This is a genomic window from Streptomyces sp. Inha503 (assembly GCF_047215865.1).
In the GTDB taxonomy this organism is placed as follows: domain Bacteria; phylum Actinomycetota; class Actinomycetes; order Streptomycetales; family Streptomycetaceae; genus Streptomyces; species Streptomyces lycopersici.
The window spans coordinates 3048751-3071775 of record NZ_CP178360.1 but is presented as its reverse complement, the minus strand read 5'-3'; the positions used below and the strand labels follow the sequence as shown (position 1 = coordinate 3071775).

Below are 23025 nucleotides of genomic sequence, written 5' to 3'. Positions count from 1 at the left end.
GATGGGTGGGCGCGGGCAAGGTGGTTGTGGTCGCTTCATTGATCCTGACGGGAAGCCAGCGTGCTTAGGGTGGGGGTATGCAGCTCATCGTCCTGTGGGACATCGACCACACGCTCATCGACAACGCAGGGGTGAGTAAGGAGACCTACGCCGCCGCCTTTTCGGCGTTGGCGGGGTTGCGACCGGTTGAGGCGGCACGTACGGAGGGGCGCACGGATCGCCTGATCATGCGCGACATGTTCCTCCGACACGGGCTGCCCGTCCCGGACTGGGCTGCTATCGAAGTCGCCCTTGCCCGTGCTGGAGAGGAGCGCTTCGATGACCTTCGCGTGCGTGGGACGACGTTGCCCGGAGTGCGTGATGTCCTTATGGCCGCTTCGATGCAGGATGGTTGGGTCTCATCAGTTCTGACTGGGAACATCACGGCTAATGCCCGTGTGAAGCTGTCAGCTTTCGAACTTGACCCACTACTGGATCTGTCTGTGGGCGCTTATGGGGAGGATGCCATACAGCGTCCCGATCTTGTAGCTGTCGCTCGAAGCCGTGTCTTCCAACTCCACGGCACACGGGCCGATGTGCCTGTTGTGCTGGTGGGCGATACGCCGCGGGATGTCGAGGCGGCCCTCTCCACAGGCTCAGGGATCATCGCAGTCGCCTCCGGCGTCCATAGCGAGGAGGAGCTGACAGCTGCCGAGGCACCCGTGGTCCTTCCGGATCTCTCGGACACGGCTGGTCTCCTCAAGATTCTTGAGAGCTTCGCCTCACGATGAAAACGTCCCTGGACGTCCGGGAGCGTCCGCGTACGCGGTAACGAGGTCCTGATCGGCTGCGCCACCATCGGGTCTCCAGCCAGGCAACTAGCCAGGAGGCTCATTGTGATCGGCGAAGTCACTGGTATCCGCAGGATCCGGATGCTGTACCTGCAGCTGTTGTACCGCTGTAACTTTCAGTGCCTGCACTGCTTCCACGGCGAACGGTTGAACCATGCCGACACCTTCACTCCCGATGAGGCGGTCAACCTCATCCGCCTGATGCGCAACCAGTATGGCACCGAGGCTGTCACCCTGCTCGGCGGCGAGCCGTTCGTCTACAAGGACCTTGCACAGGTCGTCTGGTACGCCAAGCATGAACTGGGCCTGCGTGTCGAAATCTGCACCAACGGGTACCGGATCGAGCGTCAGCTCACCAGGATCGCCCCACACCTGGACCTCCTGCGGTTCTCGTTGGAGGGCATCGGCCCGATCAACGATCACATCCGCAAGGCTGGCAGCTACCAGAGCGCGCTGAGCGCCCTCAAACTCGCCCGAGAGCTGGGAGTCAGGACGGGGGCCACCATGACGGTCACCTCGCTGAACATCAACCAGGTGCTGCCGCTGGCCCGCACTTTGCAGGACTACGGCGCGCATCAGCTGAAGCTGCACTGTCTGCGACCGGTCGGCAATGCTGCCGCACATCCCCAGTTGCTGATCACTGACACAACTCGGTATACCCGCCTACGCGAGCAGCTCCAGGCGGCTGAACTGTCCATCGAGGTGATCACCGACGAGGACCTGTCTGAGTCGGGTGCACCGGAGGTCTGTGGGTCCATAGGTGCCGTTCAAGAGATTGAGAGGATCGAATCCGATCCACGCGGCGCGCTTACGATGTCCTGTAAGGCCGTGGGCAAAGACTCGCATGCCTTCTGGTACGAGAAGGTTGCTGACCGTATCGTCCACCGGCCTTCCGCCAACGACGAGCTCACCCTTGCGGTGCCGGACGTGTTCTATGCTCGTGCCTGACCAGCCGCTGTTCGAGAGCCTGGAGGGCCTACGGGGTGCGGGAAAGTCGACCATCGCACCGTTGCTCGCGGCGGCTCGCGGTGCCGTCCTTGTCGCAACCGTGCCCCCTTTCTACCAGCCGCTGAGACGACAGGTCGACATGCGAGAGAACGTCGAGGCACGGATGTGCTTCTACCTCTCCGCGCTGTTCACAGCTGCCGATGAAATCAAGCGCAACCTGGCAGCTGGCACCCCGGTCGTCGTAGAAAGCTATTTCGCCCGCTGCTTGGCCACCCACCACGCCTTCGGAACCCAGCTTGGCGTTACTCTGCCGCCGAGCCTGCCGCAGCCCGCCACATACCAACTCGTCTGTACGGAGGGCGAACGCCGACGCCGCCTCGCTGAGCGGTCCAAGCCCGTCTCCCGTTGGGACGTCCTCGGTGAGGAGGTCGCAGACCGAATTACCGATGCCTACGCCCAGTTCCCGATGCACCAGGTGGACACAACTGGCCTTAGCCCTGACCAGGTCGTGCAAGCCATTCTCGACACCGAGAACTGAAGGAGGCAGCCGTGGAGACCCAAAGCTTGTGGGAACACACCCTCACGTTCTTCCCCCAGTTCCTCGCCACGATGAAGGAACAAGTCTCCGCTGACGCCACGGTCGCAGTCATCGGCGCGAGCGACGGAAAGTTCGTACTCCCCCTCGCCGCCACTGGCTACCGCGTCATAGCACTCGAACGCGACCCGGTCGCCATCCACGGGGGCGAGGTCATACTTCCAGGTGAAATCCAGGCTCACGCGATGGGGCTGATCGACCGACTGAGACTCGAAGGACTCTACGAGCGGGTGCAGGTCGTGGAGGAGGACTTCCTCCAGGCGGAAACCTTGGGGTCGCAGTGCGATGCCGTCTGGACGAGCTGCTCATGGCACTACAGTGCAAATCACAAGCATCCGCTTGTCGATTTTGTAGCTCGCATGCAGTCCCTAGTCCGTCTCGGCGGCCTGTTCGGCGCGGAGTTCATGATGCCCGTCGAACCACGCCACCACCTCATCGAGCACTACACATCACCTGAGAAACTCGGCAGCTACTTCGCCACCGACTGGCAAGTTCTGCTCACGCTGCGCACGAGCGAGTTCACCGAGCAAGCTCACGTCGGCCAGCTCCAGGCCCACACGCACCGTATGGGTCTGGTCCTCGCGATCCGCACCGCCGAGTAGCCGAAGCCGTAACCGAAGAAGAGGACCATGAAGCACGAGTACGAGGCCAAGTTCTTGTCCGTCGACGTCGCCGCCCTCCAGGCCAAGCTGACCGCCCTGGGTGCCACTCGAACGTTCCCGCGGACTCTCCTCACTCGCAAGATCTTTGAGAACGATGCTCTCGACAACGGTCAGTGGGTCCGCCTCCGTGACGAAGGCACCCGTTCGACTCTCACCCTTAAGCAGGTCACCGACTCCACCACGATCGACGGCACCACCGAGATCGAAACTGAGGTCACCGACCTGTACGCCATGGCGGACATCCTGCGTCACATCGGCCTGCGTGAAGTCCGCTACCAGGAGAACTACCGCGAAGAGTGGCGTCTGGGCGAGGTCGTCTTCGACTTCGACACCTGGCCCGATCTCCCCACGTTCATTGAGATCGAAGGACCTGACGAGGCTTCGGTCCGTCAGGCAGCTGCCCAACTCGATCTCGACTACGCCGAAGCCCGGTTCGGCAGCGTCGACGAGATCTACAAGAGCGAGGCTGGCCGCGACATCCTGGCTGAGCCTACCCTCCTCTTCTCGGATGCCCAGAAGTCCTAATCACGGGTCCTCTGGCCGGGCCACAGCTTGAGGCCGGGTGACTTGAGGGAATCAGTGACAATCGCTTGGCGAGGTCACTGATTCCCCGTTACGGTAAATGATTGAAAGGTGCTGCAGCACAGGAAATGCTGATCGGCTATGTCTTGGGCCGTGTTTCCCCGAGAGGCCGACCTTGAATAGTGGGACGAGTGTCTGTTCAAGCTAGATGATGTGCCCACGGGCATCCGGTGGCGCGCTTGACCAGCCCAAGTCGCCGTCCTTCGTCCTGGATGGCGTACGAGATCCCGCGAGGTTCAGCCGGTGACTACCCGGACTCAGACATGGCATGCACTACTCGGGAAGTGGTGCCGAATTTGATGGCGCCGGTCATGCGCATGGGCAGCTTCTTGCTACCGTCGCAGCACAGTCGCCAAGGAGTCCGTATGACGCCCTCTATGTCCCCTGCCGCTGTTGTCGACCTGCGGGTTCAGCCAGTCGATGAAGTTCTCGACCGTGTGGAACGGTCTCTTCAAGTGCGCTTGGACCGTGACACCGTGGTGCGTAAGCGGCGATCGATCGGGGGACGGAGTGACCGCGACACCTGGGTAAGGATCGAGCGGCGCGGGTTCGACAGGATCGGCGACCAAGGATGGAATGGTACTGAGGCCGCCGCTGTCCTTCACGGGGTCTCCATGCCTGAGTGGTATGCGGGACTGGCCTGGCGCGCCCCGGACGAGCTGGCGATGTGGCGGGCGGATGAGATGGAACTGATCGCCACGCCGCCAGTCGGCCAAGGTGCTCTGCTGATCGACGACCCCCAGCTGCCAGATTCATGGTGGAAGGCGTTGAATACCTCACTGGATGCGCTCGCCGGACAGCGCACCCCCCGCGTGGCCACTCCGGACACCGACACGATCACGCAAGATCTGGTGACCGCGACCATCCGAGGGGTCTTCCCCGAGATCGTCGATACCACCGTTGACGAGTGGACGCCGGCGCACGCGGATATGACCTGGGCGAACGTGACCGGCCCGGAGTTCTTCCTGATCGACTGGGAGGATTGGGGCATGGCTCCGCGTGGCCTGGACGCTGCGGCCTTGTGGTGCAACTCCCTCGCTGTTCCCAGGTTGGCGGACCGGGTGCGCCGTGAGCGTCGACCGGACTTTGAGAGTAGATCCGGCCGATTGATGGCGCTCTTCTACTGCGCGAAGGTCGTAGGTCCGCGCGCACACGAGAATGATCCCCGGCTAGCAGCTGCCCAGAAGGCGGCGCCCCGGCTAGTTGCCGAGCTTCAGCCCTCCTGCCGATGATGGCTCATGAGGCCGCGGTATTGACGGGCAGTCGCCTCGTCGACCCCGATAACGAGGGAATCGGTCAGTTCCCACAGATGGTCGAGGTTGTCCGTGCTGGCAGCGACCGCGTCCACGGTGGGGAGGCGCATCGGAATGCGGCCTGTACCGCCGAGCAGTCCTGTTCTGGGGCACGGAGGAAGAGTCGTGGGCCGAAGGTGTTCCACACCGGTTCCGTCGTGCTGCCACCGAAAGGGTTCATGCCCCATAGCCGACGAATTCCACCGTGCGGCGAAGGAATCGACGGCTCCCAAAACGCCGATGCCGACCAGTAGGCGGATGACCCGCGGCCGTGAAACATGCCGCAGAAAAAGTCAGTCGGCTACGTCTTGGGCTGTGTATCCCAAGAGGCCGATCTTGAATAGTGGGGTGAGCATCTGTTCGAGATACCAAGGCAGGTCTGTCATCTCCTCGGCCACTGCGTGAGCCCGCCTGTTGATTGAGGGCGTAAACGATGCTGCCGTTCTTCCGGAGAAGAGAAGAAGCAACCCTCCGGTTCCGGCTCCCGGGTGATAGATGGAAATTCCAACATTTTGTTGCCCGCGCTCCGGCGCGTCAAGGGTATTGATGATGTGTCCAAGCGTCTCCGGAGGCGAGCTAGACCAGTCCAAGTCGCCGTCTTCGTCCTGGATGGCGTACGAGATCCCACGAGGTTCGGCCGGTGACCACCCGGACTCCGACAAGGCACGCACGACGAGGGAAGTCGTGACCGGTGCCTGGAATGTGAAGTCGATGTCTGCTGTTCGGGACATCTATCCCGCCTCCTTTGATATCACGCGCCACACATAGTTTTTCTTGTTGAGCCACTTGACGATGTTTTCTGGGATCGGCTTCTCGGAGATGAGGGAGAATCTCCTGCCGCCCTCTTCGGCTATGCGGCGGGCGTCGCCGAGGTTCGACTTGAACTTCTCCATCACCTTCGGATTCTCGTTGGCGAGATCCCAATACCTACCGGACTTCGCCTCGTACCACACTTCGACCCCATCGTCTCCCAGATAAGCTCCGTCGAACTCACGGCCCCCTTCTCTGAACGATCCGCGACCGCCCAGCTTCTCCTGCAAGTGGTCCTCGTACTCCTTACCGCGCCGTACCCTCCCCTGCCCCGACGATTCAGCCGAACTGCCCGACCCCTGAGACTCCGGCCCTCCTCCGCCCCCGGCTGCTCCCGCCGACATCAAGACGATGCCCAAGGTGCCGAAGGCCGCGGCGTGGATCACCGCTGGGACGGTGATGATGCCTCCTCCGGCTCCGGCGGTCGCGAGGGCGAGCCCGCCGCCGGACGGTAAGAGGGCGAGCAACGCCATGAGGATGAGGGCGAAGCCGAGGTAGGCGAGGAAGTTGTTGAGCGCCTCCAGCAGGTGGAGGTTGCGGACCACCGGTTGGTCCGGCTCCAGACCGTCCTGCACACGCAGCAAGAGCGCCATTCCGGTGGTCAGACCGCCCAGCGCTGTCCAGATCCGGAACCGGGTGACCGCGAGTAGTTCCCCGTGGGGGACCACGCGGGTTGCCTGCCATGTGCGCAGGAGGGCGATGAGCTGCCAGCCCATCCACAGCAGTCCGGCGATGCCGAAGACCATGAGGATGTATGGGCCGTTGCCCGAGCCGAATCGCTCCTGGAGCTTGGCAGCAGCAGGGAACGAGCCGACGCAGAGGAAGACGAGGGCCGGGAGCGCGAGCCCGAGGGAGATGAGGATGAACCACATGCGGCGCCAGTCCCGCACGGCACCCGCCGCTTTGCGCACAGCAGGAAAGCCCAGGTGCTGCCAGACATGTTCGTTGTCGGAGGCGTCGATCTGCCCGGCTGCCCAGGCGACGGTCTGGTGCAGGGCCTCGGCACCGGGGTACGGAGGACGAGCCGCTGCGTAGACCAGTGACCGTCGCATCCGGGCGAAACGCAGCGCGATCAGGGTCGTCCACGGCACCCGCCATGCCGCGTACCCTGCAAGTGCCGCCAGGCTCGACTGGCCGGCCCGCTCGGCCTGGAGGAGTATGCCCGGCACGATCCGCTTGCCACGCCGGATGTGCCGCAGGTCGATGGCCACGGTGACGGCCAGACACAGCAGCGGAACCACCCACAGGATCCCGTCGAAGGTATCGGCCCATGACTGCGCATCCTGGTCGGATGGGCGCGCGGCGGCATAGTTGGTCAGCATGTGATGCGAGGTGGCGGCCGCGACCGGCAGCAGGCTCAGCACACGGATCCATCCACGGCCGCGCAACAGCACGCCGACACCCAGCGCGGTCAGGGCGGAGTACACCAGGTGGGGGCTGGTATCCGCCGCAGGGCTGAAGTCCCCCAGTTCCCATGTGCCGGACGGGGCCGGGAACCAGGCGGAGAAGACCTGCTCAGGGCCCGGAATATAGGGCGCCCGCAGACTGTCGGGGATGACCCAGCCGCCGACGGGATGTGGAATCGCCCGGTCCGCGTCCAGACCGAATCGCGCCACCGCCTCCAGCAGACCGAAACCCGCCCCCAGCGCCGAGCCGAGCACCACATAGTCGGTCAGTCCCCACTGCCGGCGGATCCGGATGTTCCACGCAGCCAACAGCAGCGGCGTGACCTTGATGAGCTCCTCGATGACGGGATCGACGGTATAGCCGGCGACCTCCACGACCTTCGCCAGCGACTCACCTGTCATATCCGCAGTGCTTCGCGTGTAGGCGAGCTCCAGGAATGCTGTCGCGATACCGCACCCGTAGACACCCACCGCGATCGCCAACAGCACCGTCGATACGCGTACCGACCTCGTTGGTGAGGCCAGGACCAGCAGCTGTACCACGCCGTACACCGTCGCGGCCACCATGAGCAACGCCACGCCCAGCCCCCAACGGCCGTAGGATCAAAGCCGCGACGCTAAGGGGTAACTGGCGACTGAGCAACCGAGTAGCCCCGTGGCTATGCGAGCCTCGTCAACTTTGAGCCGTCCGTCAGCGCCTGCCCACTGCGCCTCGCCGGGCAGGCCGGCTTCACCAGCACCGCAGCAGGAGGGCGCGGTTCGGATTGACGTTGAGGCGAGACCATCGGCTAATGCCCTTTCATGCCCCAGCGTGAACCAAGTGACTTTCCCTGCTCCGTCCAGACGTGTGCCCCAGTCTCTTGCCAGCGCGTTGATGAGAAACAGGCCACGGCCCGTCTCGTCGTCGAGATCGGCGCGTCGCGGGCTCAGATCGCCGCGGTCAACGTCGGTGACCTCCACCTGCACATGAGACCCGGATGCCGCCACGCACACGGCGCAAGGAGCACCGGTATGGACGATGGCATTGGCGATCACTTCCCCAGCCAACAACGCAAGGTCGTCCATGGCTGCCTCATCCAGGGATAGACCCAGGGACTTTGCGAGCTCAACGACACGTCGCCGCGCCTTTGGCACTTCTTCCAACCCAGCGGGTACGAGGAAGCCGTACCGGAGTTGTGGTTCAGTCCGTTGGCGCGACATCAGTAGGGACCTTTCGCGGGGTAGTGGTGGGAAGAGGCGCCGTGCTAGATAAGCGCTGGCCCGGTCCGGACGCGCAGCAGTCCCTCGCCGCTTGGGTTGCGATCCTCGACGCCCGGAATACGGGGGCTTTCCGGGCCAGCTGCTACGAATCTGCGGTTGCTCGGGCCACAGAGGAAGGTTTCACCAGGGTTTCAACCCTGTTGTGGTCGGAGCCGGTTGGCTGCGGTCGCCACTACTGAGTTTTTCGTTAGTTCTGTGGGTGTAGGAGCTTTGGAGGTGTGAGCATGTTGGCGTGTCTTCCGAGTTGCAGTCCGTTGTTTCCGACGTCTCTGTTCTGCCGCTGACGCGGCCGCAGTTGGCCGAGGCCCGTCGCATGCGGGCCGTCGAGTTGTTCGAGCAGGGACGTTCTACATCCGAGGTTGCACGGATGGTGGGGATGCACCCCGAGAGCGTGCGCCGGTGGAAACGCTTGTGGGAGCAGGGCGGGGCTCCGGCGCTGCGGCGGCGTCCGGCCACCGGGCGGCCGCCCAAGCTGGATGACACCCAAGTCGAAGCCGTTCGGGCTGCGTTGGAGCAGGGTGCCCAGGCACACGGGTTCGAGGCGGATCTGTGGACGTTGGAACGGGTCGGCGTGGTGGTTGAGCGAGTGACCGGGGTGAAGCTGGCCCGGGCCTCGGTGTGGCGTCTGCTGACGTCGCGGCTGGGGTGGAGTCTGCAGCGGCCGAGACGGCAGGCCGTCGAGCGGGACGAGTCTGAGATCGCCCGATGGGTCGCCCGGGAATGGCCGCGCATCAAAAAGGGGCGGTGAAGAAACGTGCCTGGATCGTGTTCTTCGACGAATCGGGCGTGTCGCTGCTGCCCCAGGTCCGCCGCAGCTACGCACCCCGCGGCCGCACTCCCACCCTGCGGCACCGGCTGAACTGGAAACGAGCCGGGATGGCCGCCGCGCTGGGCTACCACGCCGCTGACCCGGAACGCGGCCCGCGACTGTGCTTCCACCTCAAACCCGGCAGCTACGACACTGCCGGACTCATCGAGGTCCTGGAGCAGATGAAGACGTTCTACGGCGGCGAGCGAGTGGTCCTGGTCTGGGACGGCCTGTCCGCCCACTGGAGCCGCGCGATGCGGGCCTGGGCCGCCGAACAGGACTGGCTCACCCTGGAACGATTACCCGCCTACGCTCCCGAACTCAACCCGGTCGAACTGCTGTGGTCGGCCATCAAGACCCGCGAGCTTGCCAACCTCGCCGGCGACCACCTCGCCGATGTCGCTGATGCAGCCGAACGCGGCATCCACCGAGTCTGCTCCAGCGAGCAACTCCCGTGGTCCTTCCTTACCCACACCGGCCTGACAATCCATTCCCAAACACCACAGAACTAACGAAAAACTCAGTAAGTTGGGTTGCTCAACAGCATTGGAGGGGGTGCCGTGGCCGCCGATCAGCCGCTCAGTCCACTGTCACATCCCATGGCCTACGTCAGAGTCTCGCTGCTCGGCATGGGGAAGGCACAGTTCGCGGAAGCCCTGAAGGCACGGGCCCGGCTCCTGGGCTACAACTTGGGCACCACGCGGTCCACGGTCTTCAAATGGGAGCGAGGTGATCACGACCCCGATGAGATTGCCCAGATCGTGATCGCAGATCTGTTGCAGATTCCTGCATCAGCCTGCCGCTCAGCGCCGTGGCCGAAGTGGCTCCCGGCCTGGGACGCACAAGTTCTGAGCACTCCATGGGCAACTGGCGATACCCTTAAAACCCTAAAGACACTTTCGGCGAGTGACCAGATGGATCGAAGGGGATTCCTCGGAATCGGCGGAGCTGCGCTCGTTAGCATCGGTACACAGTGGGCCACTTCTGCGCCCCACTGTGATCCGTCGCTTGAGGCTGCGGCCAATGGAGACAATGTTACCCCCGCCGTCGTTGACCGGTTGGGTCAGCGTGTTCAGTCACTACGTGCATTGGAACAAGAGGCCGGTGGGGGCGGCTTCATCGAGTCGGGTAAAACTGATCTGGAGCTGATCACCCGCATGCTCGAGAATGGGCGCTGCACCGAGGAGACGGAGCGCCGCCTGTATGCTCTGGGCGCCGAAGTGTGCTGCCTCCTCGGCTGGATGAATTACGATGCTAGCTTTAATTCTGCGGCCCAGAAGTACTATGCAGCTGCCCTGCGGGCTTCTCGTGCCGCGAATGACGATACGTTGGGTGCACACATGCTCTGCTTCATGGCCGTTCAAGCTGCCACCCACCAGGAACAGATGGCTGCCGTTGGGCTGATGGAGTCCGCAGACAGCGTTCGCGGGCGAGTTTCTCTCACCATGCAGGCATCGCTGGCAGCTCACCAGGCCACGGTGCTCCTCAAAGCTGGTCAGGAGAAGGCTGCTGGCCAAGCCCTGAACCGAGCATTCGCGGCGCTGGAGCGAAGCAACAGCGACGATACACCTGCCTACTTGCAGTGGTTTGGTGAAGCTCAGCTTCGGTCGACTGAGGGCCGGTTCCTCTTGTCGACTGGCCAGGCAGCAAAGGCGACTGACGTGCTGGAGAAGTCAGTCGACCATGCCCCGCGGCGCGACCAGGCTGTGCGTTGCGGGGCTCTCGCACTCGCCTACCAACAGGCTGGGGACCTTGATGGGGCCCTCGACGCCACCAATCGGGCCCTCGATCTCATAGACAACGGCGGTATCCATACGCAGCGCGGAGTGGAACGTCTCCGCGAAGTGCACAAGGCCCTCGCTCCCCACCGCTCCGAATCCAAAGTCAAGGAAACCCGTGCGCGCATCGCCGCTCTCACCACACTATAGATCGCAGTGCTGACAGGAATTCCGGAGAGACCTCTGCGCTGGGAAGTCACCATCGTTCACCACATGGATCAGGAAACAGACCGCTTAGGTGAGAAATCGTGTGCGTGCTCTCAGTAGTTCTTCATGTTCGCGTTCTGCTGACGGGTGTTCATGGAAGTGGCCGACGGTAACCGGGTGGAGCTCCTTTGGGCCAGCTAGCGCGTTGAATACCGCAAACTGCCCTGGCGGAGGGACCGTCGGATCGAAGAGAGCCGGCGCGACCTGGACCGGTATCCGTAGGTGACGAGCAGCGTTAGCGGCGTCAAAATAGGCGAGTACTTCCAAGATCTCGGGATTTGTCATATAGCGGTCGCGGACCGCAGCGCCACTTCCCACGCAGGGCAGCGTCACCCTAAGAGGATGATTGCCGAAGCTAGGGAGACTTAGATGGGCGCTATGGAAGCGCGCATCCCAAGGCAGTGCAAGCGCGCCAATCCCACCGCCGAAACTATTCCCTACGTAGTCCAGTCGTTCTCCCGTTTGAGGCACAAGCTCCAGCAGTGCAGTCGCCGCACACCAGACGTCGGCGGCGCACCCCCCGTGCACGTAAGTGTCACGTGACTCGATGCCATGGAGGACATGCCTGTCGGGAGACGACGGGATCCCTGGCAGCACACTGGGCACGCCCAGGCCACGCGCAACCGGAAAGATTGCCGCCGCCCGCGGCACTGGCAGCTGCGGATCGGGCTGCTTGCGGCCGCTATAACCGTGCCCGACGACGAGCCCGCGCTCCACCCCGCCGTCAGTCGGCACCGCGAGCCAGCCATGCAGCCGTACTCCACCCAAGGAGTTGAAGCTCACTGGACGAACGTCGAGCCCGTTGTCGGTTAGATGCACGCGTTTTCCGACTTGCGGCCGTACGTCTACTTCGAGTGCACGCTCATGGAGGTCTGCCCAAAACTCAACGAAGTCGTGGGGAGCCTGAGCTGGTGGCTCGACTGCCAACAGTGAATCGAGGTCGTATCCGTATGTCGGATCGAATGAGAATGGATGCGGCCACGTCGACGAGTCGTTCACAGCAACCAACTCTGTCACAGTCGGCTGCCGTCCCTCATGAAGCTGACACCCCTGCCAGGCACTTCGGCCCACCGAGCGCGGGCGATCTACGCCATGACGGATGATGCTCTCGCTGCCTGCACGTCCCTGAGCGGATGGCACGGATGCACTGCTGTGTCGTCGCCGACAGCCACTGGCAGGCAGACTGTGATTACTCTGTCATCGTCTGCACCGAAGGTCAGTACTTCGGAACCTCTAGTGCACACACGACACGCGGATCGCTCCGAAGGATAATGCCCGATTGATACACCTATGCTCCTCTCGCTCGGCTTCTCTCAGAGCCCAGATAGGCTGTCTGAGCTGATCAACCAGCGTGGCGGTCGCCCTCCGGGGCGACCGAGAATCGCAACATGGAAGCAGCCTCTGCATTCTGGCGAGGTACTGCGTGGCGGTCGCCCTCCGGGGCGACCGAGAATCGCAACGTCATCAGGACCCTGGGGGTGGACGAGCAGCTCGCGGGTGGCGGTCGCCCTCCGGGGCGACCGAGAATCGCAACCTCGACCCGGCCCGCAGCTTGCCGTGCCCGGAGCTGGTGGCGGTCGCCCTCCGGGGCGACCGAGAATCGCAACTCCGAGATCATGTCGCGCTGGAACTCCAGCACCGCCGTGGCGGTCGCCCTCCGGGGCGACCGAGAATCGCAACAGCAGCTGCTCGGCCGTCTCGCGATCCGAGCTCAGAGTGGCGGTCGCCCTCCGGGGCGACCGAGAATCGCAACCGCGAGGGCGACGACGCCCGCTTCGGCGGCATCGAGTGGCGGTCGCCCTCCGGGGCGACCGAGAATCGCAACAACGGGGTTGTGGCTGTACGAAGACGCGCCCGCCGGGTGGCGGTCGCCCTCCGGGGCGACCGAGAATCGCAACGTTGCGGGTCTTGGCCCAGACGCCACGGGTCTGGGTGTGGCGGTCGCCCTCCGGGGCGACCGAGAATCGCAACACCGTCTCCGCGAACGTCGGATCGGCCAGGTCCCGGGTGGCGGTCGCCCTCCGGGGCGACCGAGAATCGCAACTCGATGTGCCCGGCGAACGGGGGCGGGGGGAGTAAGTGGCGGTCGCCCTCCGGGGCGACCGAGAATCGCAACGTCTGCCGGTCATCCCGGCGCAACCCAGACGGGGCGTGGCGGTCGCCCTCCGGGGCGACCGAGAATCGCAACGGCCGCGGGAAGGAAGAGGGGCCCACCCCACCCGCGGTGGCGGTCGCCCTCCGGGGCGACCGAGAATCGCAACAGCATGTGTGCCGATGCGAGATCATCGCGTCCCCTGTGGCGGTCGCCCTCCGGGGCGACCGAGAATCGCAACGGCAACACCCCAGTCATGCCGATGGAGCATGTGGGATGTGGCGGTCGCCCTCCGGGGCGACCGAGAATCGCAACTGTAGCGGGCTTTGTACTGCGGTCGGTGGTCCGGCGGTGGCGGTCGCCCTCCGGGGCGACCGAGAATCGCAACGGGGAGACCGAGCCGACCGAGGACAGCTGACATGGGGGTGGCGGTCGCCCTCCGGGGCGACCGAGAATCGCAACATCAAGGACGGCAGCCGCGGGGCCAGCCACACCGCCGGTGGCGGTCGCCCTCCGGGGCGACCGAGAATCGCAACCCTGAACCCGGATGCCTACCGCGGCCGCGAGCCCGTGTGGCGGTCGCCCTCCGGGGCGACCGAGAATCGCAACTCCTACCACTACTGGCGCCCGATCGCCGACGGCCGGGTGGCGGTCGCCCTCCGGGGCGACCGAGAATCGCAACCTCACGGCATGTCTCACGCTGGGCGAGCCAAGTCAGGTGGCGGTCGCCCTCCGGGGCGACCGAGAATCGCAACCTGCAATGCCCACTACACGCGCTTCCGTAAATTCGGGTGGCGGTCGCCCTCCGGGGCGACCGAGAATCGCAACCTGCAATGCCCACTACACGCGCTTCCGTAAATTCGGGTGGCGGTCGCCCTCCGGGGCGACCGAGAATCGCAACCGCAGGTAGGACTGTCCTGCTGGCCCTGGGCATCTGGTGGCGGTCGCCCTCCGGGGCGACCGAGAATCGCAACGCCGCCGTCTCCTGCGTAGAGGAAGGCATCCACACCGTGGCGGTCGCCCTCCGGGGCGACCGAGAATCGCAACCTGCTCACGGCGTTCGTACTCCGCGCGCTGTTCGGCGTGGCGGTCGCCCTCCGGGGCGACCGAGAATCGCAACACTTCCGGCGTCCGCCTCGGATGGTCTGGAGGACCGGGTGGCGGTCGCCCTCCGGGGCGACCGAGAATCGCAACCCCACCCCCCTCCGACCTGCGGAAACGCGGACGGGGGTGGCGGTCGCCCTCCGGGGCGACCGAGAATCGCAACCTCGATCCGGTCGGAAAGGAGCTGGAGCGAGGGCGTGGCGGTCGCCCTCCGGGGCGACCGAGAATCGCAACACGGTGATCTCGTCCTCGCCGATGTCGAGGAACAGGGTGGCGGTCGCCCTCCGGGGCGACCGAGAATCGCAACGTCCACCTCGCCACCCGGGCCCGGTGGCGGCCCACCGTGGCGGTCGCCCTCCGGGGCGACCGAGAATCGCAACCCTCATTCAGCCGGGGCGGAAGCTCGCCCGGGGCGAGCGTGGCGGTCGCCCTCCGGGGCGACCGAGAATCGCAACTTTGGTCCCTTGGGTCCCGCACCGCGGGAGCCGGCCGTGGCGGTCGCCCTCCGGGGCGACCGAGAATCGCAACATCGTGTTCAACCAGAAGGGTGGCGCGGGCAAGACGTGGCGGTCGCCCTCCGAGGCGACCGAGAATCGCAACGACGAGGCGGCCCGCGCCGCCAGTAGCGACCGGTCGTGGCGGTCGCCCTCCGGGGCGACCGAGAATCGCAACGGCAGGTCCAGGACCAGGTCCCAGCCGCGGACGCGGGTGGCGGTCGCCCTCCGGGGCGACCGAGAATCGCAACCTCCTCGCCTTCAACGGCGCAGTCATCGCGGGCCTGGTGGCGGTCGCCCTCCGGGGCGACCGAGAATCGCAACCACCGATCCTCGCCCACGCGGGGTTCCATCACGCGGGTGGCGGTCGCCCTCCGGGGCGACCGAGAATCGCAACGCTCAGGCCGACGAGGCGGACAGCAAGCGTCCCGAGGGTGGCGGTCGCCCTCCGGGGGCGACCGAGAATCGCAACGAGGAAACCGTCCTCATCGTGGCTCCTCCCCGCGAGTGGCGGTCGCCCTCCGGGGCGACTGAGAATCGCAACGTCGTCCATGGCGCGGCCAAGGACGGGTGGGCCTCGCGTGGCGGTCGCCCTCCGGGGCGACCGAGAATCGCAACGCCGCGCTGTACGCGGGCGGGCTGGCTGTGTTCTGGTGGCGGTCGCCCTTCGGGGCGACCGAGAATCGCAACCACAGCAGACCGTCGAGCACCCACCCGCCGAGCACGGAGTGGCGGTCGCCCTTCGGGACGACCGAGATTCGCAACTCTCGTTAGTCCCGGATCCTGGCCCTCAGGCGGGAGCGGCGGTCGCCGTTCGAGACACTCTGGCCCGCTTGCCACAGTCTCGAGGGTGACCGGCTCACCTGCGGCATCGAGGGTGCGGAGGGCCTGGACGGCCTTGGCCCGGGTCCGCGGCGGCGGGTGGCGGCGACGATGTGCTGGCTGCTGTCAGCCCGCATCGGCGGTCACTTCCGGCTGCCCGAGGTCGTCTTCCAGGTCGGTGATGATCTTCTCCAGATTGCCGAGGGCCTTGCGGTTCATCTCGACAACGCGTGCTTGGCTGCCGGCCTCGGCGGCCGAGACGATCTGCAACCGCTGCTGCCGTTGCTCGCGGTGTTGAGGCAGGAACTCACGGGTCGTGACGAACGCCGGATACGTCAAGCAGACATTGGCATGCGGCACGACCGTTGCATCGGCAGGCCGCAGTAGCCATTGGGCAGGGCCTAGGGAGCGCGCCCGAGCCGCTGCTTGGCCCAAGTGCCTCGGCCAGAGGGCTGTCGGGATCGACGGTGAGGCCCTCGCCCTTGACGTTGACTTGCGGGCCTTCTCCCAGTGCCAGCAGATCGTGGAGCCGAGAAATAATGTGCCAAGCGTAGGCTAACGGCTGCCAGTCGCGGCGGCGAGTATGTCGGGAGAGCAGGCTCGGCGGCTGTCAGGCCGAAGCGGCTCAAGAAAGCCCTCACGCCGAAGGCATGTCCCGCATAACTGTTGCGCAGCTCGTAAACGCGACAATCGGGCGACAGAGTCTCTGCGGGGCCCGGATATTCACCGCTGCACTTCAGGCGGCATGCGGGCACTCGTTCAGCATCCTGCCCAGGATCGTGTCTGCACGGGCAGCGACGTGTCGTCCTGTGCCCGGAGGCGTTTGCTTCCGTGCTCGGATGGTGCTCGGCTCCCGGCGCGGTGAGGGGGTGCGTTGTGGCCGCGCGACAGTCAGCTGCACTCCCGGACGGTTCATGGGGGCATTCCCGCCGGGTCTATCTGGTGTTTCGTCTTTTTTGTGGCAGGTCTTGTTGGATGTTGCCAAGCGGTGCATGATGGAAGTGGAAGCGAAGCTTGCTTTTTGGAGGCACTGTGGTGGGGACCATTTGGGGACCACACGGTGTGCGCGACCCCGCACAACTTGGGCGATACCGCACGTATTTCGCCTATGGAAAGCGCCGTAATTCCGGGGAATTCGGCGTTTGCACTTGACTGGGGGTCAAGGGGTCGCAGGTTCAAATCCTGTCGTCCCGACGGTGTGACCAGCGGGTTTGCCAGTGATGGCAGACCCGCTGATTGCGTTCGTGTGACACGTGATGGCGATGTGATGACACCCGGTGAGCGTTGGGGCAGTGTCGCCACGGTGCCCCTGGCCAGGGGCACTGTGGCAGGGAGAATCCCAAGCGGGCGCGGGGCGGACGAAAGGTTCAGGCCGCCCGCTGCTCTGACGCTCCGCCAGGATCGCCGGTGGCGTGCTTACGGTCGGCGCCTTCCAGGGCGGCGCCAATGGCGGTGACGGCATCGCGGGCGGCATGCGGCAGCAGATGGCCGTAGAGGTTGACCGTGGTGGCCAGCGTCGAGTGGCGCAGCGTCTTGGAAACCACTGCTAGTGGCACCCGCGAGCTGATCATGATCGTAGCGGCCGTGTGCCGCAGATCGTGCACCCCGATCCTTGGCAGGCCGAGCTCGGCGGCGCGCCGCCGCAGCTCGACCAGCACCCCCTGCGGGCGCAGCGGCGAGCCGTCCGGGCGGCAGAAGACCAGCCCCTCCAGCGGCGTCCCCTTGGGCTGGCCGGTCCGGGCGAGCGCGGCCTGGCGCTCGAGGGCGGCAACCACGCGCGGGGCCAGGCTCACCCAGTTCCGGCTGGCCTTGGTCTTGGGGTGGCCGAGGTAGAGGTGGTTGTTGTTCACGGCCGTCAGGCTCCAGCGCACCAGCAGCATCCGCTCGGCCAGGTGGATGTCGGTCCAGTGCAGCCCCAGGGACTCACCTCGCCGCATACCGGTGCCCAGCAGCAGCTCGAACAGATCGGCCATCTGATCGCCGTAGTGAGCATGGTTGTGCCGCAGAAACGCTGCGGCTTGCGCGGGATTCCAGCAGATCCGCTCCGGCGCGACCGGACGGGGCAGCAGAACGTACCGGCACGGGTTGGCCACGATCACGCGCGTGCGCACGGCATGGCTGAGCGCGCTGGAGAAGGTGGCGCCGATCCGGTAGACGGCGGTGCGCCCGCGCCCGCGGGCGAGTTCGGCCTCGCTCCAGGCGGTGATGTGCCGGGCTCGCAGATCGGTCAGGGGCAGTCGGCCGAAGGTCGGGATGAGGTCCGCGTGCACGTGATCGCGGTAACGGGCGAACGTGGTGGGCTTGAGCGCCTTCTCCTTGAGGCGCAGCCACTCGGCCAGATACGTGGCGAGGGTGAGATCCTCGCTGCGGTCCAGGCCAGTGCGCTCGGACTCCAGGGCTCGCTCGAGCGCTGTCTCGGCGGCCTTCTGAGTGGCGAATCCGCTACGGCAGAGCGGATGGCGCCTGCCGTCGGCCGAGGGCAGGTCGACAGCGAAAGCCCAAGAGCCGTGCCTTGAACCATCGTGAAGCTTGGGGCAGCGGGCACCGTACTGTCGGCCGTCGGGGCGACGGCAGCCACAACGCCGGTACACCCGGCCGCGTTCAGGAGACTGAGAAGCCATTGTGTTCACCTCCGTGAGGGGAGAGTCAACTCCACCGTGGAGGTGCCGACGCCTGGCGCATGAGGTGGCTGATCATGGCGTAACCGGGGCGATGTCATCACCCTGCCATCACAGGACGTCCGTCGAGGATGCTGACCAGTGCCGACCCCTTTGGGGGCGTGTCGGTAGTCGGCGTGTCGAGTCGGCTTGAAGCAGCGGTTCCCTATCGGTGTCAGATGTGGCGCAAGTCACCACACAAAGCTACGGCTATTGCTCCAAATGTTGATGGATGTCCTTTTCTGGCTACCTGGACTGGTGTGCGAGGCGATGTCTACTCTCGCGTTCACGATTCCATCGAGAATTGTCCATAACTGAGCAAGGTCTGGGGAGGCCTTGTGGGGGGAGTCTGCTATGCCTTTGGGCATCCGGCGGTGCGCGCGCGTGTCCGGGGTGGCGTTGGTTACCTCGGTCATCTTGGGAGCGCTCCCGCACGCTGGTGCGCAGGGCTCCGGCGTGCGTACCGCGCCGGTGGCCAAGGATGCGCGCGGTGTGAAGAGCGCGGTGAGTGAGGAGTTGGCGCGGGCGGTTGCTGAGCGTAAGGGCAAGCCGGTGGAGGTCGCTTCACTGCGGGGTGAGAGCAGCGAGGTGTTCGCCACTCCTGACGGGAAGCTGGAGGCAAGAGAGTATCTGCGTCCCGTTCGAGCGCGCGTGGATGGTGAATGGAAGGCCATCGATACCGCGCTGGTGAAGACTGGCGACGGGATGGTTGCGCCGAAGGCGACGACGGTGAACTTGAAGTTCTCCGGCGGTGGGAGTGTGCCGCTGGTGCGGATGACGAAGGCGGGGCGTGAGCTGACCCTGTCCTGGCCGACGGACCTGCCGACCCCGCGATTACAGGGGGACACGGCCACTTATCCGGATGTTCTGCCGGATGTGGACCTGCGGATGGGAGCCCAGGAGGATGGTTTCACGCAGTTGTTGGTGGTGAAGTCGGCCGAGGCCGCGGCCAGTGAGGCACTGGCGGAGTTACGGCTGAAGCTGGACGCGGGTGGCCTGGACGTCCAGGAAACCGGCACCGGCGGGGTCGCGGCGAACGACAAGGGCGCGGGCGGCGCGGTGTTCGAAGCGCCTCAGCCAGTGATGTGGGACTCAAGCCCCGGCCCCGGCGCACAGGAGACCGTCGGCGCACGGGCAAAGGCCGCTGACGTTTCCGAAGCGGGCGATGAGGAAGAACCGGCTGCGGGAGAGTCGGGAAAGCTGGCCCCGGTGGGGGTGGAGGTGCCGGCGGCACAGGATGAGCTGGTGCTGAAGCCGGATGCTGATGTGCTGAAGGGCGCTGGCACGGTGTATCCGGTCTTCATTGACCCTCAGTGGTACTCGCCGAAGGCGTCGGCGTGGACGATGGCGTCGAAGTACTGGGCGTCGTCACCGCAGTGGAAGTTCAACGGTGACTCAGACGGCGGCATGGGGTACTGCGGCTGGAATTACTGCCAGCCGCAGGACACCAAGCGCCTCTTCTACCGGATCCCGACGTCGCGGTTCGCGGGCAAGTCGGTGCTGTCGGCGGAGTTCGTGGTGCGGAATACGTGGTCCGCGTCGTGTGACGCGCGAGGCGTGCAGCTGTGGCGCACCAAGGGGATCTCCTCCTCTACGACGTGGAACTCGCAGAACGCGGACGGCTTTTGGATCGATCATCTCAAGACGGAGTCGTTCGCCTACGGCTACGACGGCTGTGCGGCGAAAGACGCGGAGTTCTCCGTGCGGTCCGCGGTGCAGGAGGCCGCGGACAAGAAGTGGTCGACGATGACGTTCGGCCTGCAAGCCTCCAGCGAGAGCGACCGGTACGGGTGGAAGCGGTTCTCGGATGACGCGTATCTGCGGGTGAAGTACAACCGTCCGCCCACACAGGTCAGGATGTCGCAGCTGACCATGGAGTACGGAGGCACCTGCAAGAAGCCGGGGGACGCGGCGCGGGTGCGCACCCTGGGCAAGGTCTACGCCAACAACGTCACCGACCCGGACCGCGACAGTGTTGCGGTGCAGTTCCAGGCGAAGTGGGACGCGGGCGACGGCAAGGGCCTGGTCGCGCGCTGGAAACCCGCGTTGACCTCGTCGAAGCGGTCGGGCTCGGATTTCACGATCGCGTTGCCGTCCTCGATTCCGGCGAACAAGACCGTTCACTGGTATGTCCGCTCCTACGACGGTGCGCAGTACTCGCCGTGGTCGTACGCGGGCGGTGCGACCGGGTGCTACTTCGTCTACGACACCTCGGTGCCGAAGGCACCCGCGGTCGCCTCGGGCGAGTATCCGGCGTCGGACCCGGAGGATCCTGAGGACCCGTGGCTGGACGGGGTGGGCCAGTACGGCACGTTCGAACTGAACTCCCCCTCCACGGATGTGACGCGGTACCGGTGGGGTTTCAACGGTGATCCGGTGTCGGGCAACCAGGTGTCCACCTCCGCCGGTGCGGCCAGGTCGGTCAAGGTGCTCCCGGCGAAGCCGGGCCTGAACTTCGTCACCGCCCAAGCCTTTGACGAGGCGGGGAACGGCTCGGAGATCCGCACCTATCAGTTCCGGGTGAAGGCAGGGCAGCCGGAGCGGGCGACGTGGCAACTGGACGAGAAGCCCGGCGCCGCCCAGGCGGACGGTTCGACCCCACCGCGTACGCTCGCTCTGCACGGTGGCGCCGCCACCGGGGCGGAGGGCGTTGTCGGCACAGGCCTGTCGCTGAACGGCACGGACGGCTACGCGTCCACCGACCTGTCCGTGGTCGACGGCACCCGCGGGTTCTCGGTATCGGCGTGGGTGAAGCTGTCGGAAGTGCCCGACCACGCGGCGATGGTGGCGTCCCAGATCGGCAACCAGACCGCCGGCTTCGAGCTGTACTACTCCGCCAGTTACGACCGGTGGGTGTTCAACACCTTCGCCGACGACGAGTCCGGCGCCACGATCGTGCGGGCGATGCCCGGCACACCGGGCGGAGTGAAGGCTGGGGTGTGGACCCATCTGGTCGGCGCGTACGACGGCGTGGACAAGAAGCTGCAACTGTTCGTCAACGGCAAGCCGGCGGGCACGGCCTCCCACGACATCGACTGGAACGCCCGGCGGGGCCTGATGATCGGCGCGGGCGCGTCCGGCGGAGATGCGAAGGACTTCTTCCCCGGCACGATCGACGAGACGCAGCTCTTCGACAAGCCCGTCGCCCAGGACGAGGTCGACAAGCTCTACGCCCACCAGACCGTCGGTGACCCAGGCCGCCCCGCGGTGGCGGTCTTCCACCTCGACGAGGAAACCGGTGCCACCGACATCCAGGGCCACGGCGGAGTGATCCCCGCGAAGTACGTGGGCGGCGCCAACACGGGAGTGGCCGGTGTGGCGGGCAAGGCCACTCGGTTCAATGGCACAGACGGATACGCGAAGATCGGCCAGGAGCGCGCTCCCCACGTCAACACCTCGCGCAGCTTCACGGTCTCGGCCTGGGCCAAGCTGGACAAGAAGCCGGACGGCGCCGCGGTCATCACCGCCCAGGCCGGGAGGTACGCCCCGGGCTTCGAGCTGTACTACTCCAAGACCTATGACCGGTGGGCGGTCAACCAGTACTCCGCCGACACCGCCGACGCGACACCGATCCGGGCCATGCAACCGGACGGGACGCAGGCGCGCGCGGGGGAGTGGGTGCACCTGGTCGGCGTGCACGACACGGTCGCCAACACCCTCACCCTGTACGTCAACGGGGCCAAGGCCGGATCAACTGAGCTGGCCGGCGCCTTCTACGCGGATCAGTCCATGTACATCGGCGCCGGCTCCTACAGCGGACGGGTCGACAACCACTTCCCGGGCACGATCGACGATGTGCGGCTCTTCGACCGCCCCGTCTCGGCCACCGAGGCGCAGCAGCTGTTCAAGCAGCGCGCGCTGGTCAAGGGACGCTGGACATTCCAGCAGGCGTCCGGTTCGCCAGTGACCACACCGGACGCCTCCGCGTCTGGCAACGACATGACGCTCAACGGTGGGGCACAGGTCGGAGCGGGCTGGGTCGACGGTGGCCTCCTGCTCGATGGCGTCAACGACTACGCCGCGACTGCCACGGTGCCGGTGGACACGAGCGCGAGTTTTACGGTGACGGCATGGGCACAAGCCGCGGCCGTACCGAAGGACGGTGTAGCGCTGCTCAGTGCGCCTGGTTCGGCACAGAGCGCGTTCTCGGTGCGGTATCTACCGAGCCCGACTCCGGACACCGACCCGGGCCGGTGGCGGATTTCCATGGCGAACGAGGACAGTAAGGATGCCACGGTCACGCAGGTCGAGAACGGACAGTTCTCCAGTCCAGCTGACTGGACACACCTGGCGCTGGTGTACGACGGATTCGCCAAGCAACTCACGTTGTATGTGAACGGCGAGTTGGAAGAGATCGCCTGCGCGGACGTCGACGGCAACGGCGACGCGGACGACACGGCTTGCAGTGACCGGATGTCGTGGTCGGAGAACGCGCTGTCTTTCAGGGCAACGCAACCGCTCCAACTCGGCCGCGCCAAGACCGGTGCCACCTGGGGAGAGTACTGGCCCGGCGCCGTCTCCGACGTGTGGGCCTTTCAAGGAGCACTCAGCGACGCACAGGTATCGCAGCTCGCGGCCGGCACGCCGGATATGACCACGGACGTTCCCGGCGGCGACTGACCTTCGCCAAGAGTGGCCGGGTGCCCCCGGACCACCAGGCTTTGCGGCTCCCACCTAC

Annotated in this window: 16 protein-coding genes, 1 tRNA gene and 1 CRISPR repeat array; of the genes, 11 read left to right on the top strand and 6 right to left on the bottom strand. The window is 65.5% G+C overall.

All coding sequences use genetic code 11. The annotated features are described in order from the left end of the window. Positions 1 to 77 precede the first annotated feature (77 nt). From ACJX2R_RS12285 to ACJX2R_RS12260, 6 genes are all read left to right on the top strand, one after another. On the top strand, positions 78 to 770 hold the full coding sequence (locus tag ACJX2R_RS12285; RefSeq protein WP_413100125.1) for an HAD family hydrolase: 693 nt from the start codon (positions 78 to 80) through the stop codon (positions 768 to 770). Between the two features lie 105 nt (positions 771 to 875). After that, positions 876 to 1778, top strand: coding sequence for a radical SAM protein (locus ACJX2R_RS12280; protein ID WP_413100124.1), 903 nt, complete (start codon positions 876 to 878; stop codon positions 1776 to 1778). Further along, entirely contained in the window at positions 1771 to 2316 is a 546-nt protein-coding gene (locus ACJX2R_RS12275; protein WP_413100123.1) for an AAA family ATPase, read from the top strand. Before ACJX2R_RS12280 ends, ACJX2R_RS12275 begins: the two co-directional genes overlap by 8 nt. Positions 2317 to 2327: 11 nt before the next feature. Further along, positions 2328 to 2975: an SAM-dependent methyltransferase gene (locus tag ACJX2R_RS12270; RefSeq protein WP_413100122.1), complete on the top strand. Its 648-nt coding sequence runs from the start codon at positions 2328 to 2330 to the stop codon at positions 2973 to 2975. A gap of 27 nt (positions 2976 to 3002) precedes the next feature. Continuing rightward, positions 3003 to 3560: a class IV adenylate cyclase gene (locus tag ACJX2R_RS12265; RefSeq protein WP_413100121.1), complete on the top strand. Its 558-nt coding sequence runs from the start codon at positions 3003 to 3005 to the stop codon at positions 3558 to 3560. A gap of 422 nt (positions 3561 to 3982) precedes the next feature. Further along, on the top strand, positions 3983 to 4849 hold the full coding sequence (locus ACJX2R_RS12260; RefSeq protein ID WP_413100120.1) for a hypothetical protein: 867 nt from the start codon (positions 3983 to 3985) through the stop codon (positions 4847 to 4849). Positions 4850 to 5202: 353 nt separating this feature from the next. Here the strand turns inward: ACJX2R_RS12260 and ACJX2R_RS12255 are convergent, their stop codons facing one another. Genes ACJX2R_RS12255 through ACJX2R_RS12245 form a run of 3 tightly spaced genes read right to left on the bottom strand, consistent with a single transcriptional unit; the run spans position 5203 to position 8325 of the window. Next, complete coding sequence (locus tag ACJX2R_RS12255) at positions 5203 to 5640, bottom strand: hypothetical protein (protein ID WP_413100119.1); 438 nt, start codon at positions 5638 to 5640, stop codon at positions 5203 to 5205. After that, entirely contained in the window at positions 5641 to 7704 is a 2064-nt protein-coding gene (locus tag ACJX2R_RS12250; RefSeq protein WP_413100118.1) for a PrsW family intramembrane metalloprotease, read from the bottom strand. 24 nt (positions 7705 to 7728) lie between these two features. Then, the gene (locus tag ACJX2R_RS12245) at positions 7729 to 8325 is read right to left on the bottom strand and encodes an ATP-binding protein (RefSeq protein ID WP_413100117.1); all 597 of its coding nucleotides are present in this window, start codon (positions 8323 to 8325) and stop codon (positions 7729 to 7731) included. Between the two features lie 292 nt (positions 8326 to 8617). Between ACJX2R_RS12245 and ACJX2R_RS12240 the strand changes: the two genes are divergently transcribed. From ACJX2R_RS12240 to ACJX2R_RS12230, 3 genes are all read left to right on the top strand, one after another. Next, the gene (locus ACJX2R_RS12240; RefSeq protein ID WP_413100116.1) at positions 8618 to 9133 is read left to right on the top strand and encodes a winged helix-turn-helix domain-containing protein; all 516 of its coding nucleotides are present in this window, start codon (positions 8618 to 8620) and stop codon (positions 9131 to 9133) included. Then, entirely contained in the window at positions 9130 to 9705 is a 576-nt protein-coding gene (locus ACJX2R_RS12235; protein ID WP_413100115.1) for an IS630 family transposase, read from the top strand. Before ACJX2R_RS12240 ends, ACJX2R_RS12235 begins: the two co-directional genes overlap by 4 nt. Before the next feature lie 87 nt (positions 9706 to 9792). Next, positions 9793 to 11121, top strand: coding sequence for a tetratricopeptide repeat protein (locus ACJX2R_RS12230; protein ID WP_413100114.1), 1329 nt, complete (start codon positions 9793 to 9795; stop codon positions 11119 to 11121). A gap of 84 nt (positions 11122 to 11205) precedes the next feature. Here the strand turns inward: ACJX2R_RS12230 and ACJX2R_RS12225 are convergent, their stop codons facing one another. Then, positions 11206 to 12177, bottom strand: coding sequence for an acetylxylan esterase (locus ACJX2R_RS12225; RefSeq protein ID WP_413100113.1), 972 nt, complete (start codon positions 12175 to 12177; stop codon positions 11206 to 11208). 352 nt (positions 12178 to 12529) lie between these two features. After that, positions 12530 to 15265: direct repeats of the CRISPR family, unit length 37 nt; unit sequence GTGGCGGTCGCCCTCCGGGGCGACCGAGAATCGCAAC. A 551-nt stretch (positions 15266 to 15816) separates the two neighbouring features. Next, positions 15817 to 16050, bottom strand: coding sequence for a hypothetical protein (locus ACJX2R_RS12220; protein ID WP_413100112.1), 234 nt, complete (start codon positions 16048 to 16050; stop codon positions 15817 to 15819). Between the two features lie 767 nt (positions 16051 to 16817). On the opposite strand from ACJX2R_RS12220, the gene ACJX2R_RS12215 reads away from it, so the two are divergent. Beyond that, positions 16818 to 16884: transfer RNA gene (locus tag ACJX2R_RS12215), tRNA-Pro, on the top strand. A gap of 173 nt (positions 16885 to 17057) precedes the next feature. On the opposite strand, the gene ACJX2R_RS12210 is transcribed toward ACJX2R_RS12215, so the two are convergent. Continuing rightward, positions 17058 to 18311, bottom strand: coding sequence for a tyrosine-type recombinase/integrase (locus ACJX2R_RS12210; RefSeq protein WP_413100111.1), 1254 nt, complete (start codon positions 18309 to 18311; stop codon positions 17058 to 17060). Positions 18312 to 18701: 390 nt separating this feature from the next. Here ACJX2R_RS12210 and ACJX2R_RS12205 point away from each other — a divergent pair, with 390 nt between their 5' ends. Further along, positions 18702 to 22967, top strand: a complete 4266-nt coding sequence (locus tag ACJX2R_RS12205; RefSeq protein WP_413100110.1) for a LamG-like jellyroll fold domain-containing protein — start codon at positions 18702 to 18704, stop codon at positions 22965 to 22967. The last annotated feature ends 58 nt before the right edge of the window (positions 22968 to 23025 follow it).

What these genes read in the sequence shown, in the direction of transcription:
- ACJX2R_RS12230 (WP_413100114.1), top strand. Translation starts at nt 9,793, where the DNA reads ATGGCCTACGTCAGAGTCTCGCTGCTCGGCATGGGGAAGGCACAGTTC.
- ACJX2R_RS12255 (WP_413100119.1), bottom strand. Translation starts at nt 5,640, where the DNA reads ATGTCCCGAACAGCAGACATCGACTTCACATTCCAGGCACCGGTCACG.
- ACJX2R_RS12260 (WP_413100120.1), top strand. Translation starts at nt 3,983, where the DNA reads ATGACGCCCTCTATGTCCCCTGCCGCTGTTGTCGACCTGCGGGTTCAG.
- ACJX2R_RS12285 (WP_413100125.1), top strand. Translation starts at nt 78, where the DNA reads ATGCAGCTCATCGTCCTGTGGGACATCGACCACACGCTCATCGACAAC.
- ACJX2R_RS12205 (WP_413100110.1), top strand. Translation starts at nt 18,702, where the DNA reads ATGCCTTTGGGCATCCGGCGGTGCGCGCGCGTGTCCGGGGTGGCGTTG.
- ACJX2R_RS12245 (WP_413100117.1), bottom strand. Translation starts at nt 8,325, where the DNA reads ATGTCGCGCCAACGGACTGAACCACAACTCCGGTACGGCTTCCTCGTA.
- ACJX2R_RS12265 (WP_413100121.1), top strand. Translation starts at nt 3,003, where the DNA reads ATGAAGCACGAGTACGAGGCCAAGTTCTTGTCCGTCGACGTCGCCGCC.
- ACJX2R_RS12210 (WP_413100111.1), bottom strand. Translation starts at nt 18,311, where the DNA reads ATGGCTTCTCAGTCTCCTGAACGCGGCCGGGTGTACCGGCGTTGTGGC.